General features: G+C 36.4%; 19 protein-coding genes. 7 read left to right on the forward strand and 12 right to left on the reverse strand.

Translation table 11 applies throughout. The annotated features are described in order from the left end of the window. The 11 genes from BZK14_RS07620 to BZK14_RS07665 all read right to left on the reverse strand — a co-directional run. The coding region (locus BZK14_RS07620) for an alpha/beta hydrolase family protein (protein ID WP_245831238.1) at nucleotides 1-692 on the reverse strand (692 nt) is incomplete at its 3' end. Nucleotides 693-790: 98 nt separating this feature from the next. Beyond that, complete coding sequence (gene hemG / locus BZK14_RS07625) at nucleotides 791-1348, reverse strand: menaquinone-dependent protoporphyrinogen IX dehydrogenase (protein WP_077925928.1); 558 nt, start codon at nucleotides 1346-1348, stop codon at nucleotides 791-793. Nucleotides 1349-1432: 84 nt separating this feature from the next. Beyond that, entirely contained in the window at nucleotides 1433-3127 is a 1695-nt protein-coding gene (locus BZK14_RS07630; protein WP_077925943.1) for a ribonucleoside-diphosphate reductase subunit alpha, read from the reverse strand. A gap of 70 nt (nucleotides 3128-3197) precedes the next feature. Continuing rightward, nucleotides 3198-4175, reverse strand: coding sequence for a ribonucleotide-diphosphate reductase subunit beta (locus BZK14_RS07635; RefSeq protein WP_077925929.1), 978 nt, complete (start codon nucleotides 4173-4175; stop codon nucleotides 3198-3200). Between the two features lie 132 nt (nucleotides 4176-4307). Beyond that, nucleotides 4308-4775 carry a hypothetical protein gene (locus BZK14_RS07640; RefSeq protein WP_077925930.1) on the reverse strand — a complete coding sequence of 156 codons (468 nt, stop codon included), beginning with the start codon at nucleotides 4773-4775 and terminating at the stop codon, nucleotides 4308-4310. A 233-nt stretch (nucleotides 4776-5008) separates the two neighbouring features. Further along, the gene (locus tag BZK14_RS13320; RefSeq protein ID WP_171973673.1) at nucleotides 5009-5179 is read right to left on the reverse strand and encodes a hypothetical protein; all 171 of its coding nucleotides are present in this window, start codon (nucleotides 5177-5179) and stop codon (nucleotides 5009-5011) included. A gap of 200 nt (nucleotides 5180-5379) precedes the next feature. Further along, nucleotides 5380-5625, reverse strand: coding sequence for a hypothetical protein (locus BZK14_RS07645; RefSeq protein WP_077925931.1), 246 nt, complete (start codon nucleotides 5623-5625; stop codon nucleotides 5380-5382). 21 nt (nucleotides 5626-5646) lie between these two features. After that, nucleotides 5647-6756, reverse strand: coding sequence for a ribonucleotide-diphosphate reductase subunit beta (locus BZK14_RS07650; protein ID WP_245831240.1), 1110 nt, complete (start codon nucleotides 6754-6756; stop codon nucleotides 5647-5649). A 6-nt stretch (nucleotides 6757-6762) separates the two neighbouring features. Next, nucleotides 6763-9006: a ribonucleoside-diphosphate reductase subunit alpha gene (locus BZK14_RS07655; RefSeq protein WP_077925933.1), complete on the reverse strand. Its 2244-nt coding sequence runs from the start codon at nucleotides 9004-9006 to the stop codon at nucleotides 6763-6765. 400 nt (nucleotides 9007-9406) lie between these two features. Further along, complete coding sequence (locus tag BZK14_RS07660; protein ID WP_077925934.1) at nucleotides 9407-10642, reverse strand: amidohydrolase family protein; 1236 nt, start codon at nucleotides 10640-10642, stop codon at nucleotides 9407-9409. A gap of 17 nt (nucleotides 10643-10659) precedes the next feature. After that, nucleotides 10660-11868 (reverse strand): citrate transporter, encoded by a 1209-nt coding sequence (locus tag BZK14_RS07665; protein WP_143691402.1) that lies wholly within the window; start codon nucleotides 11866-11868, stop codon nucleotides 10660-10662. A gap of 325 nt (nucleotides 11869-12193) precedes the next feature. Here BZK14_RS07665 and cynR point away from each other — a divergent pair, with 325 nt between their 5' ends. After that, nucleotides 12194-13084, forward strand: coding sequence for a transcriptional regulator CynR (cynR, locus tag BZK14_RS07670; RefSeq protein WP_077925936.1), 891 nt, complete (start codon nucleotides 12194-12196; stop codon nucleotides 13082-13084). Between the two features lie 2 nt (nucleotides 13085-13086). Here the strand turns inward: cynR and cls are convergent, their stop codons facing one another. Next, nucleotides 13087-14568: a cardiolipin synthase gene (gene cls, locus BZK14_RS07675; protein ID WP_077925937.1), complete on the reverse strand. Its 1482-nt coding sequence runs from the start codon at nucleotides 14566-14568 to the stop codon at nucleotides 13087-13089. Nucleotides 14569-14633: 65 nt separating this feature from the next. Here cls and BZK14_RS07680 point away from each other — a divergent pair, with 65 nt between their 5' ends. From BZK14_RS07680 to BZK14_RS07705, 6 genes are all read left to right on the forward strand, one after another. Continuing rightward, nucleotides 14634-15152, forward strand: coding sequence for an adenylyltransferase/cytidyltransferase family protein (locus BZK14_RS07680; RefSeq protein WP_077925938.1), 519 nt, complete (start codon nucleotides 14634-14636; stop codon nucleotides 15150-15152). A gap of 59 nt (nucleotides 15153-15211) precedes the next feature. Next, nucleotides 15212-16723, forward strand: coding sequence for a threonine ammonia-lyase, biosynthetic (gene ilvA / locus BZK14_RS07685; protein ID WP_077925939.1), 1512 nt, complete (start codon nucleotides 15212-15214; stop codon nucleotides 16721-16723). 8 nt (nucleotides 16724-16731) lie between these two features. Beyond that, a complete protein-coding gene (locus BZK14_RS07690) occupies nucleotides 16732-17127 on the forward strand; it encodes an effector binding domain-containing protein (protein ID WP_077925940.1) in 396 nt (131 codons plus the stop codon). 120 nt (nucleotides 17128-17247) lie between these two features. Continuing rightward, on the forward strand, nucleotides 17248-19068 hold the full coding sequence (locus BZK14_RS07695; RefSeq protein ID WP_077925941.1) for an ABC transporter ATP-binding protein: 1821 nt from the start codon (nucleotides 17248-17250) through the stop codon (nucleotides 19066-19068). Nucleotides 19069-19263: 195 nt separating this feature from the next. Continuing rightward, a complete protein-coding gene (locus BZK14_RS07700; RefSeq protein ID WP_077925942.1) occupies nucleotides 19264-20274 on the forward strand; it encodes an isopenicillin N synthase family dioxygenase in 1011 nt (336 codons plus the stop codon). 22 nt (nucleotides 20275-20296) lie between these two features. Further along, nucleotides 20297-20577: MetQ/NlpA family ABC transporter substrate-binding protein (locus BZK14_RS07705; protein WP_245831242.1), on the forward strand; the 281-nt coding region annotated here is incomplete at its 3' end.

The following is a 20577-nucleotide window of genomic DNA, read 5'->3' on the forward strand; positions in this document are numbered from 1 at the left end:
GATAATAATGTTGCATAGGAATGGATAGAATTTCTTTGTTCTAAAGCAATACCTGCACGATTCTCATGATCTTCTAATTGGCTCAACGCAATGGGAGCAATTTGTTGGATGATTTGATCCAAATTAGAAGCTGGCGCTCCTGCAACAGCACCTTTAAATCTTGGATCTTCATTGGCATATTCTGCAGCACCTAAAGAAGCTTGCCCTCCTTGCGACTGCCCTACAACCATCCAGTCCCCTTGAAAATCCTCACCATAACGACTTTGCAAAGCTTTAACACTATAAATAATGGCATTAGCTTCACTTTCTAAATTCAAATAAGGATGAATACCAGATGAACCTAATCCTTCGTAATCAGGCGCAACAACCACATAGCCTGCATCTAGTAAATTATGTGCTATGAGTCTAAATGTCGAATTCAATGAATTTAAACTAGGTGCACAACTATGGCTAACCCCCACTGTTCCATGAGCCCAAACTACAATGCGCCAACCATCATCAGGTTTAGGTAAATTCGGAAAGAGCACTAATGCTGTTGCATCAATATTCTCACCAACAACATTGGGCATTTGATATGTCATAATCTCTATAGATTCAGCTTGATCCAAAGTATCCAAAGTATAATCCACAGCATTGACAAAATTCCCCTGTGATATCGCAAATCCCAAGGTTACACTAGATATCATTGCCATCAATCCCAGCCCACACAATAAATTTATCAATGTTTTTTTCATGTTCAATATAATAATTCATTTACAGACCCATGAAAATAACATAAATTATTAATTCTTTAAATATTTTTACTATAAAGTAAAGAATAAACCTCTTGAGCCAATAGATTCACCTGATTCCAATCAGTGTAATCAATTGTTTTTGATGTATCCATTTCGCCTTTCGTCATCCACATGATGAATTTGATCATGGATCGATCTAAAATGTTGTACTTAGGATATTCTAAAGCACCCGGCATAATATTAATCTTAGAAGATTGCCAATTAACTTCAGTTAGAAATTTATTCACATAATGATTATTTTCTAATAAGCGTTTATGTGGCTTTCGTGCTGTTAAACTAACAGGGATAAACACATCCAAACAGTTCTGTAAATCCTCTTTATGAGATGCAATAAAAGCATGTAAATTTTTATGAAATTTACCATAACGAATTGATGCTATGATGATCACAGCATCGTATTCTTTCATAGAATTCGGCAAAGTTACGGCTGCTTCTAAATTATAAATATCCACAGCAATATGATGATTTGTGAATACATTGCCTATCGTTTCAGCAATCTTCAAAGAATGACCAAACCGACTAGAATATGCAATTAATACTTTCAGCGCTGTCATATCAAACCTCCTTGTTCATTTGGAATCAATACAATAACGCTCTTTAGGTCATTCTATGATGATGTGTATCACCTTCAGATTAGATTATGCCTCACAACTTGTACAAGCCACCAAGTTTGCCACCATTTCTTTAGCAACACTTTGGCTGCGTTGATAATAAACCGTTTTTACACCAGAGCGCCAAGCTTCGATCAATAATTGGTTCACTTCTTTGATTGGCAATGCAGAAGGAATATTGATATTCATACTCTGCCCTTGATCAATATATTCCTGGCGAATCGCTGCTTGTTGAATAATTTCTAATTGGCTGATCTCTTTAAAAGTTTTGAATACCGCACGTTCTTCTTCCGTAAGCTCTGTTAAATGTTGAACAGAGCCACCAGCCAACATGATCGTGCGCCATGTTTCTTCATTATCCAAACCTTTTTCTGCCAATAAATCCTTCAAATAACGATTCTTACGCATGAAGTTACCTTTCGACAATCCTGCCTTGTAATAGTTACTACTAAAAGGCTCTATGCCTGGTGAACTTTGCCCCAAAATAGCAGAAGATGAAGTTGTTGGTGCGATGGCCATTGTTGTAGTATTTCTTCTACCATAACCTTTTAATAATTCAGGCTCACCATACAACATGGCTAGCTCTCTTGTGGCTTCTTCTGCTTTCTCAGAGATATTTTTGAAAATAGACCCTGTTAATAATTTCGCTTGCATCCCTTCAAAGGGAATACGATTACGCTGTAAATATGAATGCCAACCTAAAACCCCCAAACCTAAAGCCCGATGACGTTTAGCAAAGCGGTTCGCGGCACCTAAATAATAATCGCCTTCAGTTTTTTCAATGAACTCTTGCAATACTGCATCCAAGAAATGAATCGCTAATTGCACAGCTTTAGTATCTTTCCATTCATCATACAATTCTAAATTCATAGAAGATAAACAACAAATAAATGATTCATCTTGGCTCGATGGCAACATAATTTCTGTACATAAATTACTGCCATAAATGCGCATATTGTGATCTTTATAAACTTGTGGCTTATGACGATTCACGTTATCTGAGAAAAATAGATATGGCATGCCTTTTTCTTGGCGGCTTTCCAGCACTTTCGCCCACAATGTACGTTTTTCACGATCACCATCGATCATCTCTTGCATCCAATAATCAGGAATGCACACACCAAAATAGAGATTTTGAATCGGATTACCAATGTTACGAATCTGCAAAAACTCTTCACAATCAGGGTGATCAATATCCAAATATGCAGCAAATGCACCACGACGCACGCCGCCTTGAGAAATGGTTTCCATCGCAGTATCAAAAAGCTTCATAAAGCTCACAGCGCCACTACTTTTACCATTATCAGTCACCGCACTACCACGTTCACGCAGATGCCCAAAATAACCAGAAGTTCCGCCACCAATCTTGGTTTGCATGATCACTTCACCGAGCTTATGCGTAATGCCTTCAATCTTATCAGGCAAGCTCACATTAAAGCACGAAATTGGCAAACCACGCTCTGTCCCCATATTTGCCCAAATTGGCGAGCTTAAACTCATCCAACCGCGTTCGATGATCTCTTCAAACTGTGCTTGCAATTCTGGTCGTTTTAAATGATCAGCAGCTGCCTTCGTAATGCGATAAATCGCCCCTTTGACAGTTTCACCTTTCAATAAATAACCACGATTCAAAATCTGCTCGCTCTCTGAATTGAGCCACCATAATTTTTCGTGTTGAATGTTTTGAGTTTCCGTATCAAACGGTAATAAATAATTTGTCATCATAATTTTATAAGATCTCGCCCAGAAGCGAGATCATCGATTGGTTTAATGAAATAAATTCTATGTGATCTTAGAAAAGATCATCCGCTGTGATGCTTTTATCGTGCTTTGTATAATCCGTTGGGCGCTTGGCAAAGAAATCATCCAAACTATTGGCAAACACTTCTTCTTCAAACCAAGCCATTGGCTGATAATCAGCATGGCTGATGTGATAAATCTTATCCATACCGATTTTCACTAAACTTTCATCCACACGGAATTTCATAAAATTCAGTAAATCATGTTTATTCACTGTTTCGATTTCTCCCGCTGAGAAGATCCAATCCAAGATTTCGCCTTCGATTTGCAATGAATGCTTTACAACTTCTCGCACATGCCCTGTCATCTCTTCATCAAAGAAATCAGGGAATTCTTTGCGAATAATATTGATGATGTAAATCCCAGCGTTCGCATGAATTTGCTCATCCACAGAAGTCCAAGCAATGATATTACTCACATTCTTCATCCAACCTTTAAAGCGCGTGAAGGATAAAATAATCGCAAACTGGCTAAACAAAGAAACATTCTCGATCAACAATGAGAACAGAATCAGAGAAATCACATATTTTTTGCGATCTGTGCTGTTATTGGCAAACTCTAAAACTTCGGTTAAATATTCAACACGTGCTTTGACCACAGGCACAGACATTAAACTTTCAAATTCATCATTATAATCGAGCACATCCAATAATCTTGAATATGCTTCTGAATGACGAAATTCACACTCTGCAAATGTACTGCCCAATCCGTTGAATTCAGGCTTTGGAAAATGATGATACAGATTGCCCCAGAATGATTTTACAGCAACTTCAATTTGGGCGATGGCAAGCAAGCTATTTTTTATGGCTGATTGTTCAGCTTTGCTTAAATGTGCGTGGAAATCCTGCGTATCAGCAGTGAAATCAACTTCACTATGTACCCAAAATGCATTGTTAATGGCATCTGTGAATTGATAAATGCCGGGATATTCAAACGGCTTATAAGTCACGCGTTTATCAAAAATAGACATAATGGCTCAAAAATTTATAATTAATCGGTGGCTTATGATAGCCTAATTTAATGAGAATGATAATTATTATCTTTTGTTTGAGTTGAATATATTCAACTGTAAAATTTATAAAATACAAATAAATTCAATAAATTATATTTTTACTGAATACACATGCATTGTATTCTTATGATAAAAACGTGAAAAAATAATCCGATTCCTAAAACATTCTAAGAGCAAAATTGAGCTGCATGCAATCATTGCAGAAATTGCTCCTGCAACATAAGCCAAGTTCACAAAATGCATGCTGATGCCTGTCATAAACTTTGCTGTGATTAATGAGTTCATCACAATCGCAACAATGACCCAAATCATCGTATTGATATATTTATTTTGGCATTTTAAAAAGTGACGAATCGTACTTGCTAACATTCCCACAATAATTGCAGGCAACATGCCCAAAACTAACGAAAACATCATTGGAATAGAAAATACTTGTAATAATTTTGGCTCAAAAATCGCCCCAATCAATAAACAGCTTGATAAAAATGCAGGCACAACCAATGGACTTAATGTGAATACAGCGCACTGCCCTAAGATATTTAATTGTATTGTTTTCATGGCTTTCTCACTCGTTATCGAACTAATGTTGAGAATTATAGAAAGCCAAGATGTGATTAATGTGTGGATTATGTGGAGTTTTTCTATAGTTTATGTGAAATGGTACTTTTACCACTACCTAATAAACCACTAAAAATTATTAGCATACTGATCCTTGCTATATAGTTATTTTAGTAATTTCTTAAATAAGAAGCTCTCAGATAACTCTGAAAGCTCCTCATCACACTATTTTATTAAGGATCATCAAACCAATCCTGTAAATTATCAATCAAATCTTTTATAAAATCACGTATTGATTGGTCATATTCTGTCCCAATGAGATTAATAATCCATTTTCGCAAAATAATTAGCCAATAATTTTTTCTCTTGCGACCTAAATGTCCCTGTTTTCTAGGCTTTTTCATAATATAAACACCTTTGTCTGTATAACACTAATTGATAAAATTCTATTTTTTATTTTTCTAGTGTTATAATCGACAGTGCAACATTGTCTTGTGTTTTATAACACTTAGTCAAAAGCAGTTAGATCTGCTTATAAAGCCTGATCGCACCAACGATTGGGCTTTAATTCTTTTAACGCTTATAAAATAAGCAACAACAATCATTAACTTTCAAATTTGGGGATTTCAATAAGCTTCTGTAGATGATGAACATCTATTAAGTGTCCACCAGAAGCTGTAACTTGTAGCATCATCCATACATCAGATGCTAATAGTCTAATTTTCTCTAATTCTTTATATTGCTTATTATTTTTAAGAGCTTGAATATTTTCATCTGTTATTGCAGATAAAAATTCAATTACATCATCTGGCTCTTCATCTAACTGTTGAATCAACTGATCTAATTTCATTCAAGCTCCTAATACCTTCAATTAAATATCAAAGATTTCATTCTCTGAGTCATCAAGTACGCTGTTTAAGCGGTAGTTCGTGTTATCAGATTCTTGGTTAGCATTTTGTGTTTTGTTCAAATCCAACCAGTTATCCATCCAAACCAATGGTTTGTTTTTGATCACAGGATATGGATTATCAACACCCAAGAAACGATACAAATCTTGTGCATTATATAAAACCCACTCATTTAATAATGTTTCATTCAAACCAACGATTGAGCGATTTTCACTGAATAAATATTTATTCCAAGAGAACTCTTGCTCGATTACTTCTGAAATGATTTTTGCTGCATCATCGCGAATCGTATTAAAAACTTCAATCCACTCAGCATCCGCCAATAAAATTTCCAAGATTGCTTCATCCATCATTACGTGAACTTGCTCATCTTGTGCAATCTTTTGAACCAATTTAGCAATGCCTTGGAAAATATTTTGTTCTGCCAATGCGAATGTACAAGCAAATGAGCTCATGAATTCAACTTTTTCCAAACAATACAAAGCAACAAAACCTTTCAATACAACTTGTTTTAGCGCTAAATCATCTTTCTGGATTTTGCCTAATTTATATAAAGCACCATATTCAGCCAATTTATCGAATGCTTCGATCACAGTCGTTGAACGATTCAAGACTTCATCATTCTTCATCACTGCTTCAAACACTTCTTTAGGATCAGATAAACACTGACGAATGATTTCTGAATATGTCAAAGCATGAAGATTCTCTACTTCTGATTGCTTCGATAACATCACCCACAATTCGCTGTTTGTCACAAATGGCGCAAACAATGGCGCAATCGCACGTGATGCAACAGAATCTAACTCCCATTGGAATGCCAAAGTTTTAACCATGATGTCATAGTTATTTTTAGAGCAATTGATCAAATCCATACGAGATTGCTCAAGATTCACCTCATCTTCAGTCCAATCCATAGATTTTTGTAACTTATACAAATCAAATAATTTTGGATAAGGTACGTTAACACTATCATACAATCCCAATGGCTCACCTAAAACCAATGGATAACGGCCTGTTTGCCAAGCATTATTATCTTGGTTAAAGATTGAAGTCATTTCATTTTTTTCCATCATAATCTCCTACAAAGTACATGCACCGCCCGCACAACCTTTGTCTTCCACTGTTTCAACAAAAGCTTCATGGACAATACCTGATGCACTATTCAAGTAATAACGAGTTTTACAGCCCATTTTCATCATATAAATATAATCTTTCAATAATTTACTGGTTGAAATATTTGCCTCATCTTTGAGATTCAAATACAAGTCAGCCGAAATTGCTTGGCCTGTGAATTTCTGAATGATCGCATACATATCAATCAAATCTTTAGAATCTAAATTCCATGCAATGTCATAGAATGGGCCTAACTCTTCTAAATCTGGGGCTAACAATAAGTTCTTATTGTTACTAGATGTTTTCATCACGCGTAAATTACGGATTGGATAAACACCATTCGTTGTGTTTGTTAATTGGCTCGATGATTCAACTGGCATCATTGCTTCTAATACGCTATGACGAATACCACCTTGCGCTTTAATATCCGCACGCAATGCTTCCCAATCGAATAATAGTGCTTGGCTATGAATATCATCCACAGCTTTACAATATGTATCCACTGGCAACCAACCTTCAGGATATTTCGTTTTATTAATCCAAGATGCATTGCCTTTCTCTTTCGCTAGGCGCAAAGATGCACGGTGCAACCAATAGCTGTGACGCTCTGCGATCTGATGAATATAGTTTTTACCTTCATGAGATGCATAGCTTAATTTTTTCTTTGCCATTTCATGCGCAAGATTTGTGATACCAACACCAATCGAACGACGTGCTTGTGCGGTTGCTTTCAATGATGGGAATGGATATTCCATCAATTCAATCACGTTATCAATCATCAATGCCGTATAGTACGCAACATCTTCATACTCATCTGCTTCAACGCGACCCACAACGATCGAAGCTAAGCTACATAAACCGATTTCCCCTTCTGGATTATCAGAATATAAATCCTGAATATCACGGAACGGCTTTGTTGGTAATGCGATTTCTAAGCACAAGTTACTTGAGTAAATGGTATCTTTGAAAGGTGTATGACGATTCATTTCATCAATGTACGTCATATAAATACGGCCTGTTTCAGCAGATTCAGTTAATGCTTTAACAGCGATATCACGTGCTTTTACAATCTGTTTTTTACAATCTTTTGCCACATAACCATCATACAAACGCTTGAACAAATCATAATCATTGGCATAGAAAGCATCGTACAAATCTGGTGCTACTTGATAACTGATGAGCATCCAATCTTCGTTTTTCGCAACTTTTTCCACGAATAAACGGTTAGATAACAATGCATAGTCAATATCACGAATACGCTTTTGCACCACTGTTGTTGGATTTTTTAATACCAACAAATCAAAAATTTCTGGATCTAATACATTGAAGTAAACTGTTGCACTGCCACCACGGCTTGACTGCATGTTAGCATGCACAGCACTTTGAATCATGCGGTAATAAGGTAACTTACCTTGATGCACAACCCGACCTTGTTTAACGGGATCACCTTTTGAACGTGTCAATAAGTGCGCACCAATCCCTGCTGATGCACATGTCATCATATAAGCAATATGATCGCCCGTTGATAAGCTATCTACATTATCGCCTGTTGTATAAACACAACAAGATGCATAGCCTTTATGTGGCGTCCGCATGTTGATCAACATTGGTGTTGGTGTATTAATCTTTAATTCATTGAGGTAACGATATAGTTTTTTAATATCGTCCATACGGCGTTCTTTAGGTTGGTTTTGCATATTTTGCATCGCCATGCCCATAAACATGAATTGAGGGGATTCTAAGCAATGACCCGTCACACGATTTTGAATCAAATACTTATCTTTCATTTGACGCAGCGTCGTGTAGTTATAGTTGATGTCTATGCTGTGATCAATGATGCGATCTAAATCCACTAATTCTTCTTCAGAGTAATCCATTCTTTCCCAATGACCTAAACGCATCATGTGGCTATAGAATACTGTCAAAGAAGGAATTTTACGAAAACCGCCAAAGGCTTCTTTATAAATAGAACCAATAAGGAAACGCCCTGCCATTTTCAAATGCTTATGATCTTCACGTTCAACACATGCATCAATCATAGCTTTGTGCAGTTCCAAAGTAGTACAACCATCATAGCATTTACGGTATGCTTCTAATACGATCGTACTCCAATCAACTTCATAGTGAGCGGCAAATTCGGCCCATTTATTTAATTTATCAGCGTCAAAATCTTCTTTTTCACCACTGCTTTTTACAATGTACCGAATCATTACTATCCCTCACCCACGTTTTTCTCAAATTCTAAAAATAAAAAAGCGAGAAAATCAAAAATACAAATCTCAATTTTCACGCATCAAACATTTTTCAATGTTTCTCTCAATTACTCGAAAGAAAAACGATTATAGCACTTAATCCTAAAAAATGGTTGTGTGAAATCTGTTCTTGCTTGTTACAACAACAAACACAACCCATTGATAAAAATATATTTATTGTTAAGATAATGATAATTTCGATAACTTTTCAAACCTTAAAATTCTTGAAGCAAAATGGCTGTATTACGCTCTCAATGAATCATTTCACCCACAAAATTTAAGAGATATTGATAATAAAAAAACCAGCCAAAATTTTACTGACTGGTTTAAGATGACTATTTTTTAAAATAATAGATAATTAAAAAGCTAACTTTTGCGTTACTTCTGTTTCCGCCACAACTTTACCGCCTTTAATAACTTTCAAAGGTGCTGGCATATCTAAAATAACTGAAGAAATTTTATCGGTATTCAATAATACTAAATCTGCATTTTTACCTACTTCTAAGCCATAATCTTTCAAACCTAAAGCTTTTGCTGGATTTGTGGTTAACATTGGCAATACGGTAATTTGATCATCCGCACCACCTAAATGCGCAGTTGGGACCGCCAACATCGAAATATGCAGTAAGTTACCTGTACCATACGGTGTAAAGGCATTACGAATATTATTGGTTGCCAAGCAAACATTCACACCTGCATCACGGAGCGCGCGAACAGGTGTTAATGTACGACGAACATTGTATTCATCCTTACGTGCACCGAGATGAAGATCTGTTGCAGGTAAACACATCACACTGATATCTGCTTTTTTAATCAACGCAATGATTTCATCACGGCGAGCAGGTTCTAATGCACCCAAGCTTGTTAAATGCCCAACACTTACTCTACCTTGCCAACCCATTTCAATCGTTTTTTGTGCTACATAATCAATCGAGATATTCGTTGCATTATCAGAGAAATCCTGGTGTAAATCGATATCCTTGTTGTACTTTTTCGCTAAATCAAACACGAAATCTACATGTTCTTTTGCATCCCGATCATTGTAGGGAATACCTCCCACAACATCTGCACCTTTTTCCATTGCTTCCACCATCATCGCTTCAGTACCAGGATATTTAAAAATGCCTTCTTGTGGGAATGCAACCACTTGAATATCAATAATGCCTTTAAATTCATCACGCAACTGCATCACTGCATCAAAACCTGTAAAACCTTGCCCAGGATCAAACTCTGCATGTGCACGTACATGAGTTGTCCCATTTTGGACTAATGATCGAATTACTTGGCGAGAACGCGCCATAATATCATCATGTGTGAATGTTGGTTTCAATTCTGCTGTCACTGCAATTGCTTCTTGCAATGTACCTGAACGATTGGCTTTACGATCCATCACAAATGCTTTTTCTAAATGCAAATGACTTTCTACAAAACTTGGGATCAATACATGACCATTGCCTTGTATTTCATTCGTTGCTGTTAATGCTAAATTAGATTCAATCGCTGTAATCTTGCCATCTTTAATGGCAATATCTACAACTGGCTTAGCATCATCAATTTTGACATTACGGATGATCATATCTACTAAATTACTCATTATATTCTCCTCTCAGACTATACAAACGCTGAAACTACTAACAATAATACGACTGCGCCCAATATGAATGGCAAGTTGCCACGAGATACTTGAATGATTGGGATTCTAAAACCTGCTGATAAAGCCTGCATAGTGATATTCACTAAACTTAATTGGCTACCAAAACCAACACCGATTGCCACCATACCGATCTGTACTGGCGTAAAACCTAATACAACTGTGATTGGTAAAACTAAAGTTAAGATTGAACCTACATAAGCCCCTGCTGGTACACCAATTAAAAAGCCAACGAATACAGCAACTGGGACAACTAACGATGCTGGTGCTAAAGCAACCACAGAAGCGATCGTTTTGAATGCGCCTGTTGCTTCGATCACATAAATGAATGTTAAGAATAATCCCACTGTAAATAAGCATTTCAAGATGTATTCTGAGCCACTTACCATTGCTGCAACAGATTCATTTGCGCTCAAGCTACTACAGAAGTAAATCAATGCTATGGTGACAATTGTGTACATCAATGGGCCAAATACTGCTGTTTCAACTAAACCTGAAGCAATCAATAATTTATTCATGCTTGGGCCAGCGATCACAGCAAATAATAAGAAGATTGCAGGCACTGTTAATTTCCAAAGCTCCGCTTTTGATTTATCCGCAAAACCATCATCTGCTTCTGATGTAAATAATTGCTTAGTTTTCAATGTACCCACAAATGCAATCACAATAGATAGCACTAAGAACATTAACCAATAAGGTTGCATTGCTGCCACATATTCAGCAATTGGCGTACCTGATAAATCTGATACTACACTCGATTCCAATGATGCAGGTGAAGTTGTAAATGATGCTGCAGTTGCAATGGACATACCCGCAATTAAGTAACGATTTGCCCCCAAAGCTGCGAATGCTAATGGCGCAATTACCATTGCACTACCACCACCAATTCCTGACATATAAGTTGCTGCTGCCTGCAAAATAACAATAAATGCCGCAACAAATTCTAAACGACCACCAATACCACGACGAACTAATGTTAATGCTGCTGTATAACCACCAGCTCTAAATACAGCCGTTGCAACGGCGGAGTTAATGATAGGTACTGTATTAGATAACATTTTTGGGACAGTATCCATCATGATTTTATTGGCACCTGCAATACCAATACCACCAATGATCATCGCCATGACACCACCTGCTAATGCAGCAACCAACATATCCACTTGCATGAATAACAATACTAAAATAACAATCAATGGCAATACACTGACTAACTGATAATAAGTGGTTTCCGTATTACCTTTCACAAGGAAGGCCAGTACATAACACACTAATAAAACGGCAAATATGCCTACGGTTTTTCGATCTATTCTTAGACTCATATCGTCACCTTATTATTAAAACCCAAACAACCCATTCGAGCACTCTGCACCCAAATATAGCGATGATGATTGCTCGTTCCTATATTTATACCCTAATATTAATCACTATATTTTATAAGGTAAAAGTCTTATTTATGATAATATCTATCCAAAATACTTATAGGTTAAGAATATGCATTTACGATATGTTAGATATTTTTTAGCAGTGGCGGAATCATTAAGCTTCACACGTGCCGCAGAAGTTTTACATGTCTCTCAGCCCGCATTATCACAACACATTAAGCTTCTGGAAGAAGATTTAGGCACTCAATTATTTGATAGAAGTGGCAGACAAATTCGTTTAACTGATACAGGCGAAGTCTATTTAGAATATATTCGTAAAGCATTTCAAGCTTTAAATGAAGGTAAACGTGCGATTCATGATATTGCAGATTTAAGCCGTGGCAATATTCGTTTAGCAGTTACGCCCACCTTTATTACTTATTTTATCGGGCCTTTATCCAAGCAGTTATATGAATTATATCCAAATATTCATCTACAAATTCAGAGTGTTACACAAGATAAAATCGAACATATGTTATTACATGATGAAATTGATATTGGCATTGGCTTTGATGAGAGCCATTCACCCAATATTATTACAGAAGCACTATTAACTGAGCGTTTAGCATTAGTGGTTTCTAATCATCATCCTTTAGCTAGCCATTCTTCAATTACAGCTAATGAACTCCATCATTATCCTCTCGTTTTATTGAGTCAAGATTTTGCAACACGTGTTCAAATCAATGACCATTTTCGCCACATTGGTATTCATCTACAAGCGCATACCGAAGTAGACTCCATCAGCGCTATTTTAGAAATTATTCGTCAAACATCATTGGTGACAATCATTCCTGAAAATATCACTCGCCACAAGCAGGATCTTATTGCAATTCCTTTGCCTGGCGAGCAATTTGAACGAACAGCAATATTAATGCGCCGAAAAGATGCATGGCAATCTGTTGCCATGAAAGCCTTTATCAAAATTGCTCATAACACCGTTCAACATGCGAAACTCACTTAAAATTACAGTAGTGATGATGTTAAACGGGCAACTTTTTCAATGAATCTTCTGACTGCTCCTCGTTTTGCCCATTCAACAGGATCTAAGCGTACTGAATGTGTTAAATCCTTTTCAAACTCATCACGCATCAATTGCCCCAACACTTGGTCATAAATCATGCAATTGACCTCGAAGTTTAAATTAAAACTACGATTATCCATATTTGCGGTACCGATAATGCTAAATTGCCCATCGAATACAGAAGTTTTAGCATGAATAAATCCTTTCTGATAACGATAAATCTCAACACCTGCTGCCATAAATGTTGAATAATATGAACTAGAAGCTAATTGCGTTACCAAAGAGTTGGTTTCATAAGGCACTAATAATTTAACTTTTACACCGCTTAAGGCTGCATTTTTAATGGCCTCAATGACTGCTTCAGATGGCACAAAATATGGCGTTGTGATTAAAATTTCTGTCTTTGCTAACATAATTGCTCGCAAAATTGTATACATAATCATTGGATATGTAGAATCTGGGCCACTGGCTGCAATTTGTGCTATCTTTCCATCCGCATTATGCGCGTGATTGGGGAATAAAACAGGATCAACTGTTAATTTTTCATTGGCACAAAACTGCCAATCACCCAAAAATATATATTGTAATGAATAAACGATAGGGCCTTCTACTTTAAGATGCATATCACGGTGATAAACTTTAGATGTAGGTAAATTGATATAATCATCACCAATATTAATACCGCCTACAAAACCTATTTTACCATCCACAACAATAATTTTACGGTGATTACGATAATTTAGGCGGTTTGCTAAAGCGATTAAAATAATTTTACGAAACGGATAAACCTCAACGCCCGCAGCACAGAGTTCATTAACATATGTACCACGAATAGCTTTACTACCAAAATCATCATAAATTAAACGAACTTTAACGCCCTCTTGGGCTTTTTGAATCAAAATATCTTTGATTTGATTGCCAATATTATCATTACGAATAATATAATACTCTAGATGTATCGTTTCTTTCGCATTTTTCAATGCTTCAATGATGACAGGAAAAGCATTTTCACCATCAATCAAAACATCTATCGTATTACCAATGCTGATTTGATCAGCAAAATCATGCCCAACCAATTGTGCGATTGTTTTAAATTGATTCACAGCCTGACTATCATGACTGAGCGCTTCAGCAGATATTTTTTTAATATATTCATCTGCTTCTTTCTCTAAGCCTTTATTCATCTCTAGCTTTTTAGAGTACATTTGATTATTTCTATAATTCACACCTAAAGAGAAATACAAGACCACACCAAATAAAGGCACAAACCAGATCAAGGTCAGATATCCAAGGGTTTTAGTTGCACCATCCTCATTATTAATGATGATCACAGTGACAATCAATATGGCAACAAAATATAATAGAGTAAACACCCCCATAAATGTGCCCCAATCTGTGATAATATCAATCAATAATCCGTGCATTTATCTTCCTTTTTATTCAATGATTATGCTATCTACATTTAGTATAGCGAACGGTAACAAAAACTATGAAAAAATATCAAACTGGACTGATTTTTGGTAAATTTTTTCCACTACACCCTGGTCATATTCTTATGATGGAAAAAGCATTACAAACTGTCAATGAACTTTATGTGTTTGTTTGTAGCGATACACAAAGAGATCATAAACTATTTGAACAAAGCCAGATGATCCAATGTCCGACTCGGGCCGAAAGAATCGCATGGTTTCAACCATTAATACAACAATATCCTAACTTACATCCAATAGATTTTAATGAAGATGGCATTCCAACTTATCCTAATGGTTGGTTAGAATGGTCAAATAGAGTCAAAGAAACCTTAGCTCAGCTCAATATACAACCAGATATTGTATTCAGTAGCGAGCCACAGGATGCTCCGTTATACGGTGAATATTTTAATTTGCCTGTAGAACTTTTTGACCCTGATCGATCATACATTAATATTTCAGCAACAAAGCTTCGCAATGACCCTGAACGATATAAGGCATACCTGTTAGATTCTGTTTACCCCTATTTTTTTCAATAAAGTAATGCTATCTTCGTAGATTCATCAGAAATTTACTCTACTACCAACAAAGGTTTCTCATGGATAATTTGATCCGCAATATTTTAACCGCTCGCGTCTATGACGTCGCTGAGCGAACAGCTTTAGATTTTATGCCACGTTTATCTAAACATTTAAACACCAATATTTGGATTAAACGCGAAGATACTCAACCTGTTTTCTCCTTCAAAATTCGTGGTGCATATAACTGTATTTATCAATTAAATACAGAAGCACGCCGAAAAGGCGTCATTTGCGTATCTGCAGGTAACCATGCTCAAGGCGTTGCATTAAGCGGTCAAGCACTGGGTATTGATACAACCATTGTTATGCCTATCACGGCGCCTGCATTAAAAGTACAAGCTTGCCAAGCACGTGGTGCAAACGTAGTGCTGTATGGTGATAACTTTGATGATGCTAGCGAATATGCGTTACGTTTAGCGGGAGAAAGTGGTAAAACATTCATTCATCCTTTCAATGATTGGGATGTAATCGCTGGCCAAGGCACAATTGGCAAAGAGATGATCGAACAACAACCTGATTTGGATGCTGTATTTGTACCTGTTGGCGGAGGTGGGCTCATTGCAGGTGTTGCTTCTTATATTAAATTTATTGCACCACACTGCAAAGTCATCGGTGTAGAACCCATAGAATCAGCTTCAATGAAAGAAGCACTCCTAAAAAATGAACGCATTAAATTAAAACAAGTGGGCACATTTGCAGATGGCACAGCGGTTAAACAAATTGGTGAGAATCCATTTGAAATTGCTAAAGCATTGGTTGATGACATCATTTGCGTCACAACTGATGAAATTTGTGCGGCTATGAAAGATATTTTTGAAGATACCCGTGCAATCACTGAGCCATCAGGAGCATTAGGTGTTGCAGGGATTAAAAAATATTTAGCAGAAAATCCTGAATGTAAATTTAAGAATATTGGTAACGTATTAAGCGGTGCAAATATTAACTTTGATCGCTTGCAATATGTTGCAGAACGCACAGAATTAGGTGAAGGCAAAGAAGCTTTATTAGCCGTCACAATTCTTGAAGAACCTGGTAGTTTCTTAAACTTTGTCAATGTCATTGGCCAACGCCACATCACTGAATTTAATTATCGTTATTCCAGTGATCGTCAAGCCATTGTTTATGTTGGCATTCATTTACAACATGGTAAAACTGAAAAAGAAGAAGTAATTAAAGCATTGGAATCACACAAATTAGCAGTGACAGATTTAAGTGATAATGAATTGGCTAAATTACATATTCGACATATGGTTGGTGGTAAAAAACCTAGAACCATTAAACATGAACGCCTACTTCGTATCATTTTCCCACAACAGCCAAATGCATTATTCAAATTTTTAACCACATTGAATATTCAGCTCAATATCACATTATTCCATTACCGTAATCATGGTTCAGACTATGGCCGTGCATTAGTTGGCATCAATGTACCACCTGAGAATGAAGAATTTTTCCAAGAGTTCTTATCTAAACTAGGCTACGATTATATTGAGGAAACAGATAATCCAGCTTACGAGCTATTTTTATAAGGAAAGCAATGCTACAACCATTATTATCTCTTCGTACCAATAATTTCAATGATCCCGATATTATCGAAAAGGTTACAGATCTTTGGGATAAAGCATTGGGAATGCTTGATCACTACGATGGTAATATTTATAGCGTATATCATAACTACGAAAGTAATTATAAAGGCAGCTATGATATCTCTATTGCAACATCAACGACCCAAAAACAAAGTAACACCATTATTTTAGGCAAAAACTATCGCGAATTTCCCATTGCCCTAAATCAACCAAGCAGCATTGTTGAAGTTTGGCAGACAATTTGGCAAATGGAAGATAATGGTGAAATTGATCGCCAATATGATGTTGATTATGAAGAGTATCGAACCGATGGCACAGTTTCTATTTTTATCAGCCTGAAGTCATAAATGATCTTCAATCGCAGGATTATCGATAAAGTAGTCTTTCAAAGATAATTCTGCAATTGATAATTGTTCCCAATTAGATTAAGATATATCTATATCTAAATTGCGCACAATGATCAAAATATGAAAAAACTCAATGTCTTTGAAAAAATTATCAATCCCTTTCAACACTCTCCTGATATCGCTCCCCCAAAAAAACTTTTAAAATTCTATTGGTTCTATTTAAAACAAGTCAAAACACCCTTGGCCTTTTTATTTATCATCGGTTTTTTTGCAGCACTTTTAGATATTATCTTATTTAAATACATTGGTGATATTGTTGACATCATTCAGTCTGTTCAATCGCCCTCAGAGCTATTTGCACAGCATCAATCCACTTTCTTATGGATGTTGGCCGTCATTGTGCTCATTCGTCCAATAGTTTCATTGATTCACAACATCATGATGAATCAAGTAATCACCACAAACTTCACATCACTGATTCGTTGGCAGCAACACAATTACCTCATTAAACAAAGTCTAAATTTCTTTCATAGTAATTTTTCTGGTGGTATCGCAAGCCGAGTCATGAGCACTGCACAATCTGTTCGTAACTCTGTTTTACTAACCATTGATTCTATGTGGCGTGTCATCATTTCTGCATTAACAACTGTGGTTTTATTTGTTGAGCTAAATATTTGGTTGGCTGTACCAATTATCCTTTGGATCATTTTCTATATTCTGTTGCTCAAATATTTCTTGCCTAAAACTCGTGAACGCTCTCATAAATCCGCTAAGGCCCGTTCTCGTTTAATGGGGCATATTGTCGATACATACAGTAACATTTTGACATTAAAATTATTTTCTCATTCTGCAAGAGAACAAGAAAAAACACATCAACTCATGACCCATCAAACAAATATGGCTCTATATTCTACGCGCTTAATTACAACATTAGATTTTGCTTTAATGATTTTAAATAGCCTACTGATTGCATCAACAGTGATTGTTTCATTGCTTCTTTGGCAAAATACTTTGATCACAGCGGGTGCTATTGCTTTCGCATTGAGTTTAGTGATTCGTTTAAACACAATGTCCACTTGGGTCATGAAAGTTGTCAGTGGTATTTTTGAAGATATTGGTAGCGTACAAGATGGCATCAAAATCATGACTGCAGAACGAGAAATTATGGATAAAGAGAATGCAGATCGATTATCTGTACCTACAGGACAGATTTCATTTTCTAATATTAACTTTGCCTATCATCCAGATAAACCTATCTATCAAGATCTGAACTTAAATATTGCATCTGGTGAAAAAGTAGCTTTAGTTGGACCTTCTGGTGCAGGTAAAACAACGCTCATTAACCTTTTACTCCGTTTATTTGATACACAATCAGGCTCTATTTCCATTGATGGGCAAAATATTAAAAATGTTACTCAAGAAAGCTTGCGTGGCAATATTGGTGTTGTAGCACAAGATACAGCATTATTACATTGCTCTATTCGTGACAATATTTTATATGGTAATCCCTCTGCCACTGATGACATGATTGCACAAGTTTTAAAACAAACTAAAGCCCATGAATTTGTTTATGATTTGGTAGATCAATATGGCAATAAAGGCTTAGATGCTATTGTTGGCGAAAATGGCGTGAAACTCTCTGGTGGGCAACGACAAAGAATCGCGATTGCACGTGTTCTACTCAAAAATGCACCAATTTTAATTTTGGATGAAGCAACTTCTGCTCTAGATTCAGAATCTGAAGCTGTGATTCAAGAGCATTTAGAAACTTTGATGGAAGGCAAAACAGTGATCGCAATTGCTCACCGTTTATCCACGATTTCTAAAATGGATCGATTAGTTGTTATCAATCATGGAAAAGTTGTTGAAACTGGCTCCCACACTGATTTAGTTGCACAAGGCGGATTATATTCTTCCCTTTGGAAACTCCAACAGAAATAAATATACTTGACATATATGTTTAATTGAATTAAAAATATTCACATGCCGATTTGAAAAACAGCTTGCGGGCATAAAACAGCTAAAGCGTCCATCCTTATGGCCAAACCAAGGGATCTCCACGTTTAGAAACCTCTAAAACACAGAGGCAAGCGAAATATCAAAGGCAATATTTATTTGATATATCAAGGAGATCCTATGCCCCAACATAATTTACCCATTTTAGATTTTGCTAAATTCCGCGAAGGCGGCACAGCAAAAGCTGAATTCATTCAAGAATTGGGTGATGTCACACACAACATTGGTTTTTTCTACCTCAAGAATCATGGCATTGAACAATCATTATTGGATCAGGCTTTAGAACTATCCAAGCAGTTCTTTGCTTTGCCAATTGAGAAAAAGTTAGAAATTCAAATGGTGAAATCACCACATTTTCGTGGTTATACCAAACTCAAAGATGAAATCACACGTGAAAAACCTGATTCTCGTGAGCAATTGGATTACATGCCTGAATATAAGGCGATTCCATTAAATCAAATTCCTAAAGATCAGCCTTGGTTGCGTATTCAAGGGCCAAATCAATGGCCTGAATCTTTGCCTGATTTAAAACCCACTTTATTAGAATTACAGCGCCAGAAAGTAGCATTAGCTAAAGTATTACTCACTGCTTTTGCTGAATCATTAGGGCAATCACCAGATGCATTTGCACATACTTATTCCACCAATCCTTCTGTGCTTTGTAAAGCCATTCATTATCCCGGCACAGAACAAACAGAACAAGGCGTGGGCGCTCACAAGGACGGTGGTTATCTCACATTATTACTGCAAGATGAACATTCTGGCTTGGAAGTATTAAAAGGTGATGAATGGGTACCTGCAACCCCCATCAAAGGCACATTCATTGTGAATATTGGGGAATTATTGGAAATTGCATCTCAAGGTTATCTCAAGGCGACACAACATCGTGTCATAACACCGCCGATTGGCGTTGATCGTTATTCCTTAGCTTTTTTCCTAACATCTCAATTAAATGCCACTGTACCTCTTTTAGAACTACCTGCACATCTACAGCCTAATAATTTTGCAATTACAAAAGATCCTAAAAATCCGCTGTTTACAGAAATTGGCAAAAACTTCTTAAAAGGCCGTTTGCGCTCGCATCCTGATGTTGCCGCTACACATTATTCTGATTTACCACAATTGGCATAACATTCTTATTAAGGTTAATCTCATGAAAAAAATATTATTACTACTATCAACGCTCTTTTTTATCACTGCTTGTTCAGATGATTCAAAAACACAAACTAACAACACAACGTCACAAAAAACAATCCATATGATCTCTTCTCCTGGAGATTTCGCAGATATGATTCGTCATTATATTGGCCCTGAATTACAAAAGCGCGGCTATCAATATGATCTCAAAGAGAGCACCAATGGTATTTTGCCAAACCAAAGCGTTGTGGATGGTTCTGCTGATTTAAATCTATTCCAACACAAACCTTATTTGGA

The organism is Wohlfahrtiimonas larvae (assembly GCF_002006755.1).
GTDB lineage: Bacteria > Pseudomonadota > Gammaproteobacteria > Cardiobacteriales > Wohlfahrtiimonadaceae > Wohlfahrtiimonas > Wohlfahrtiimonas larvae.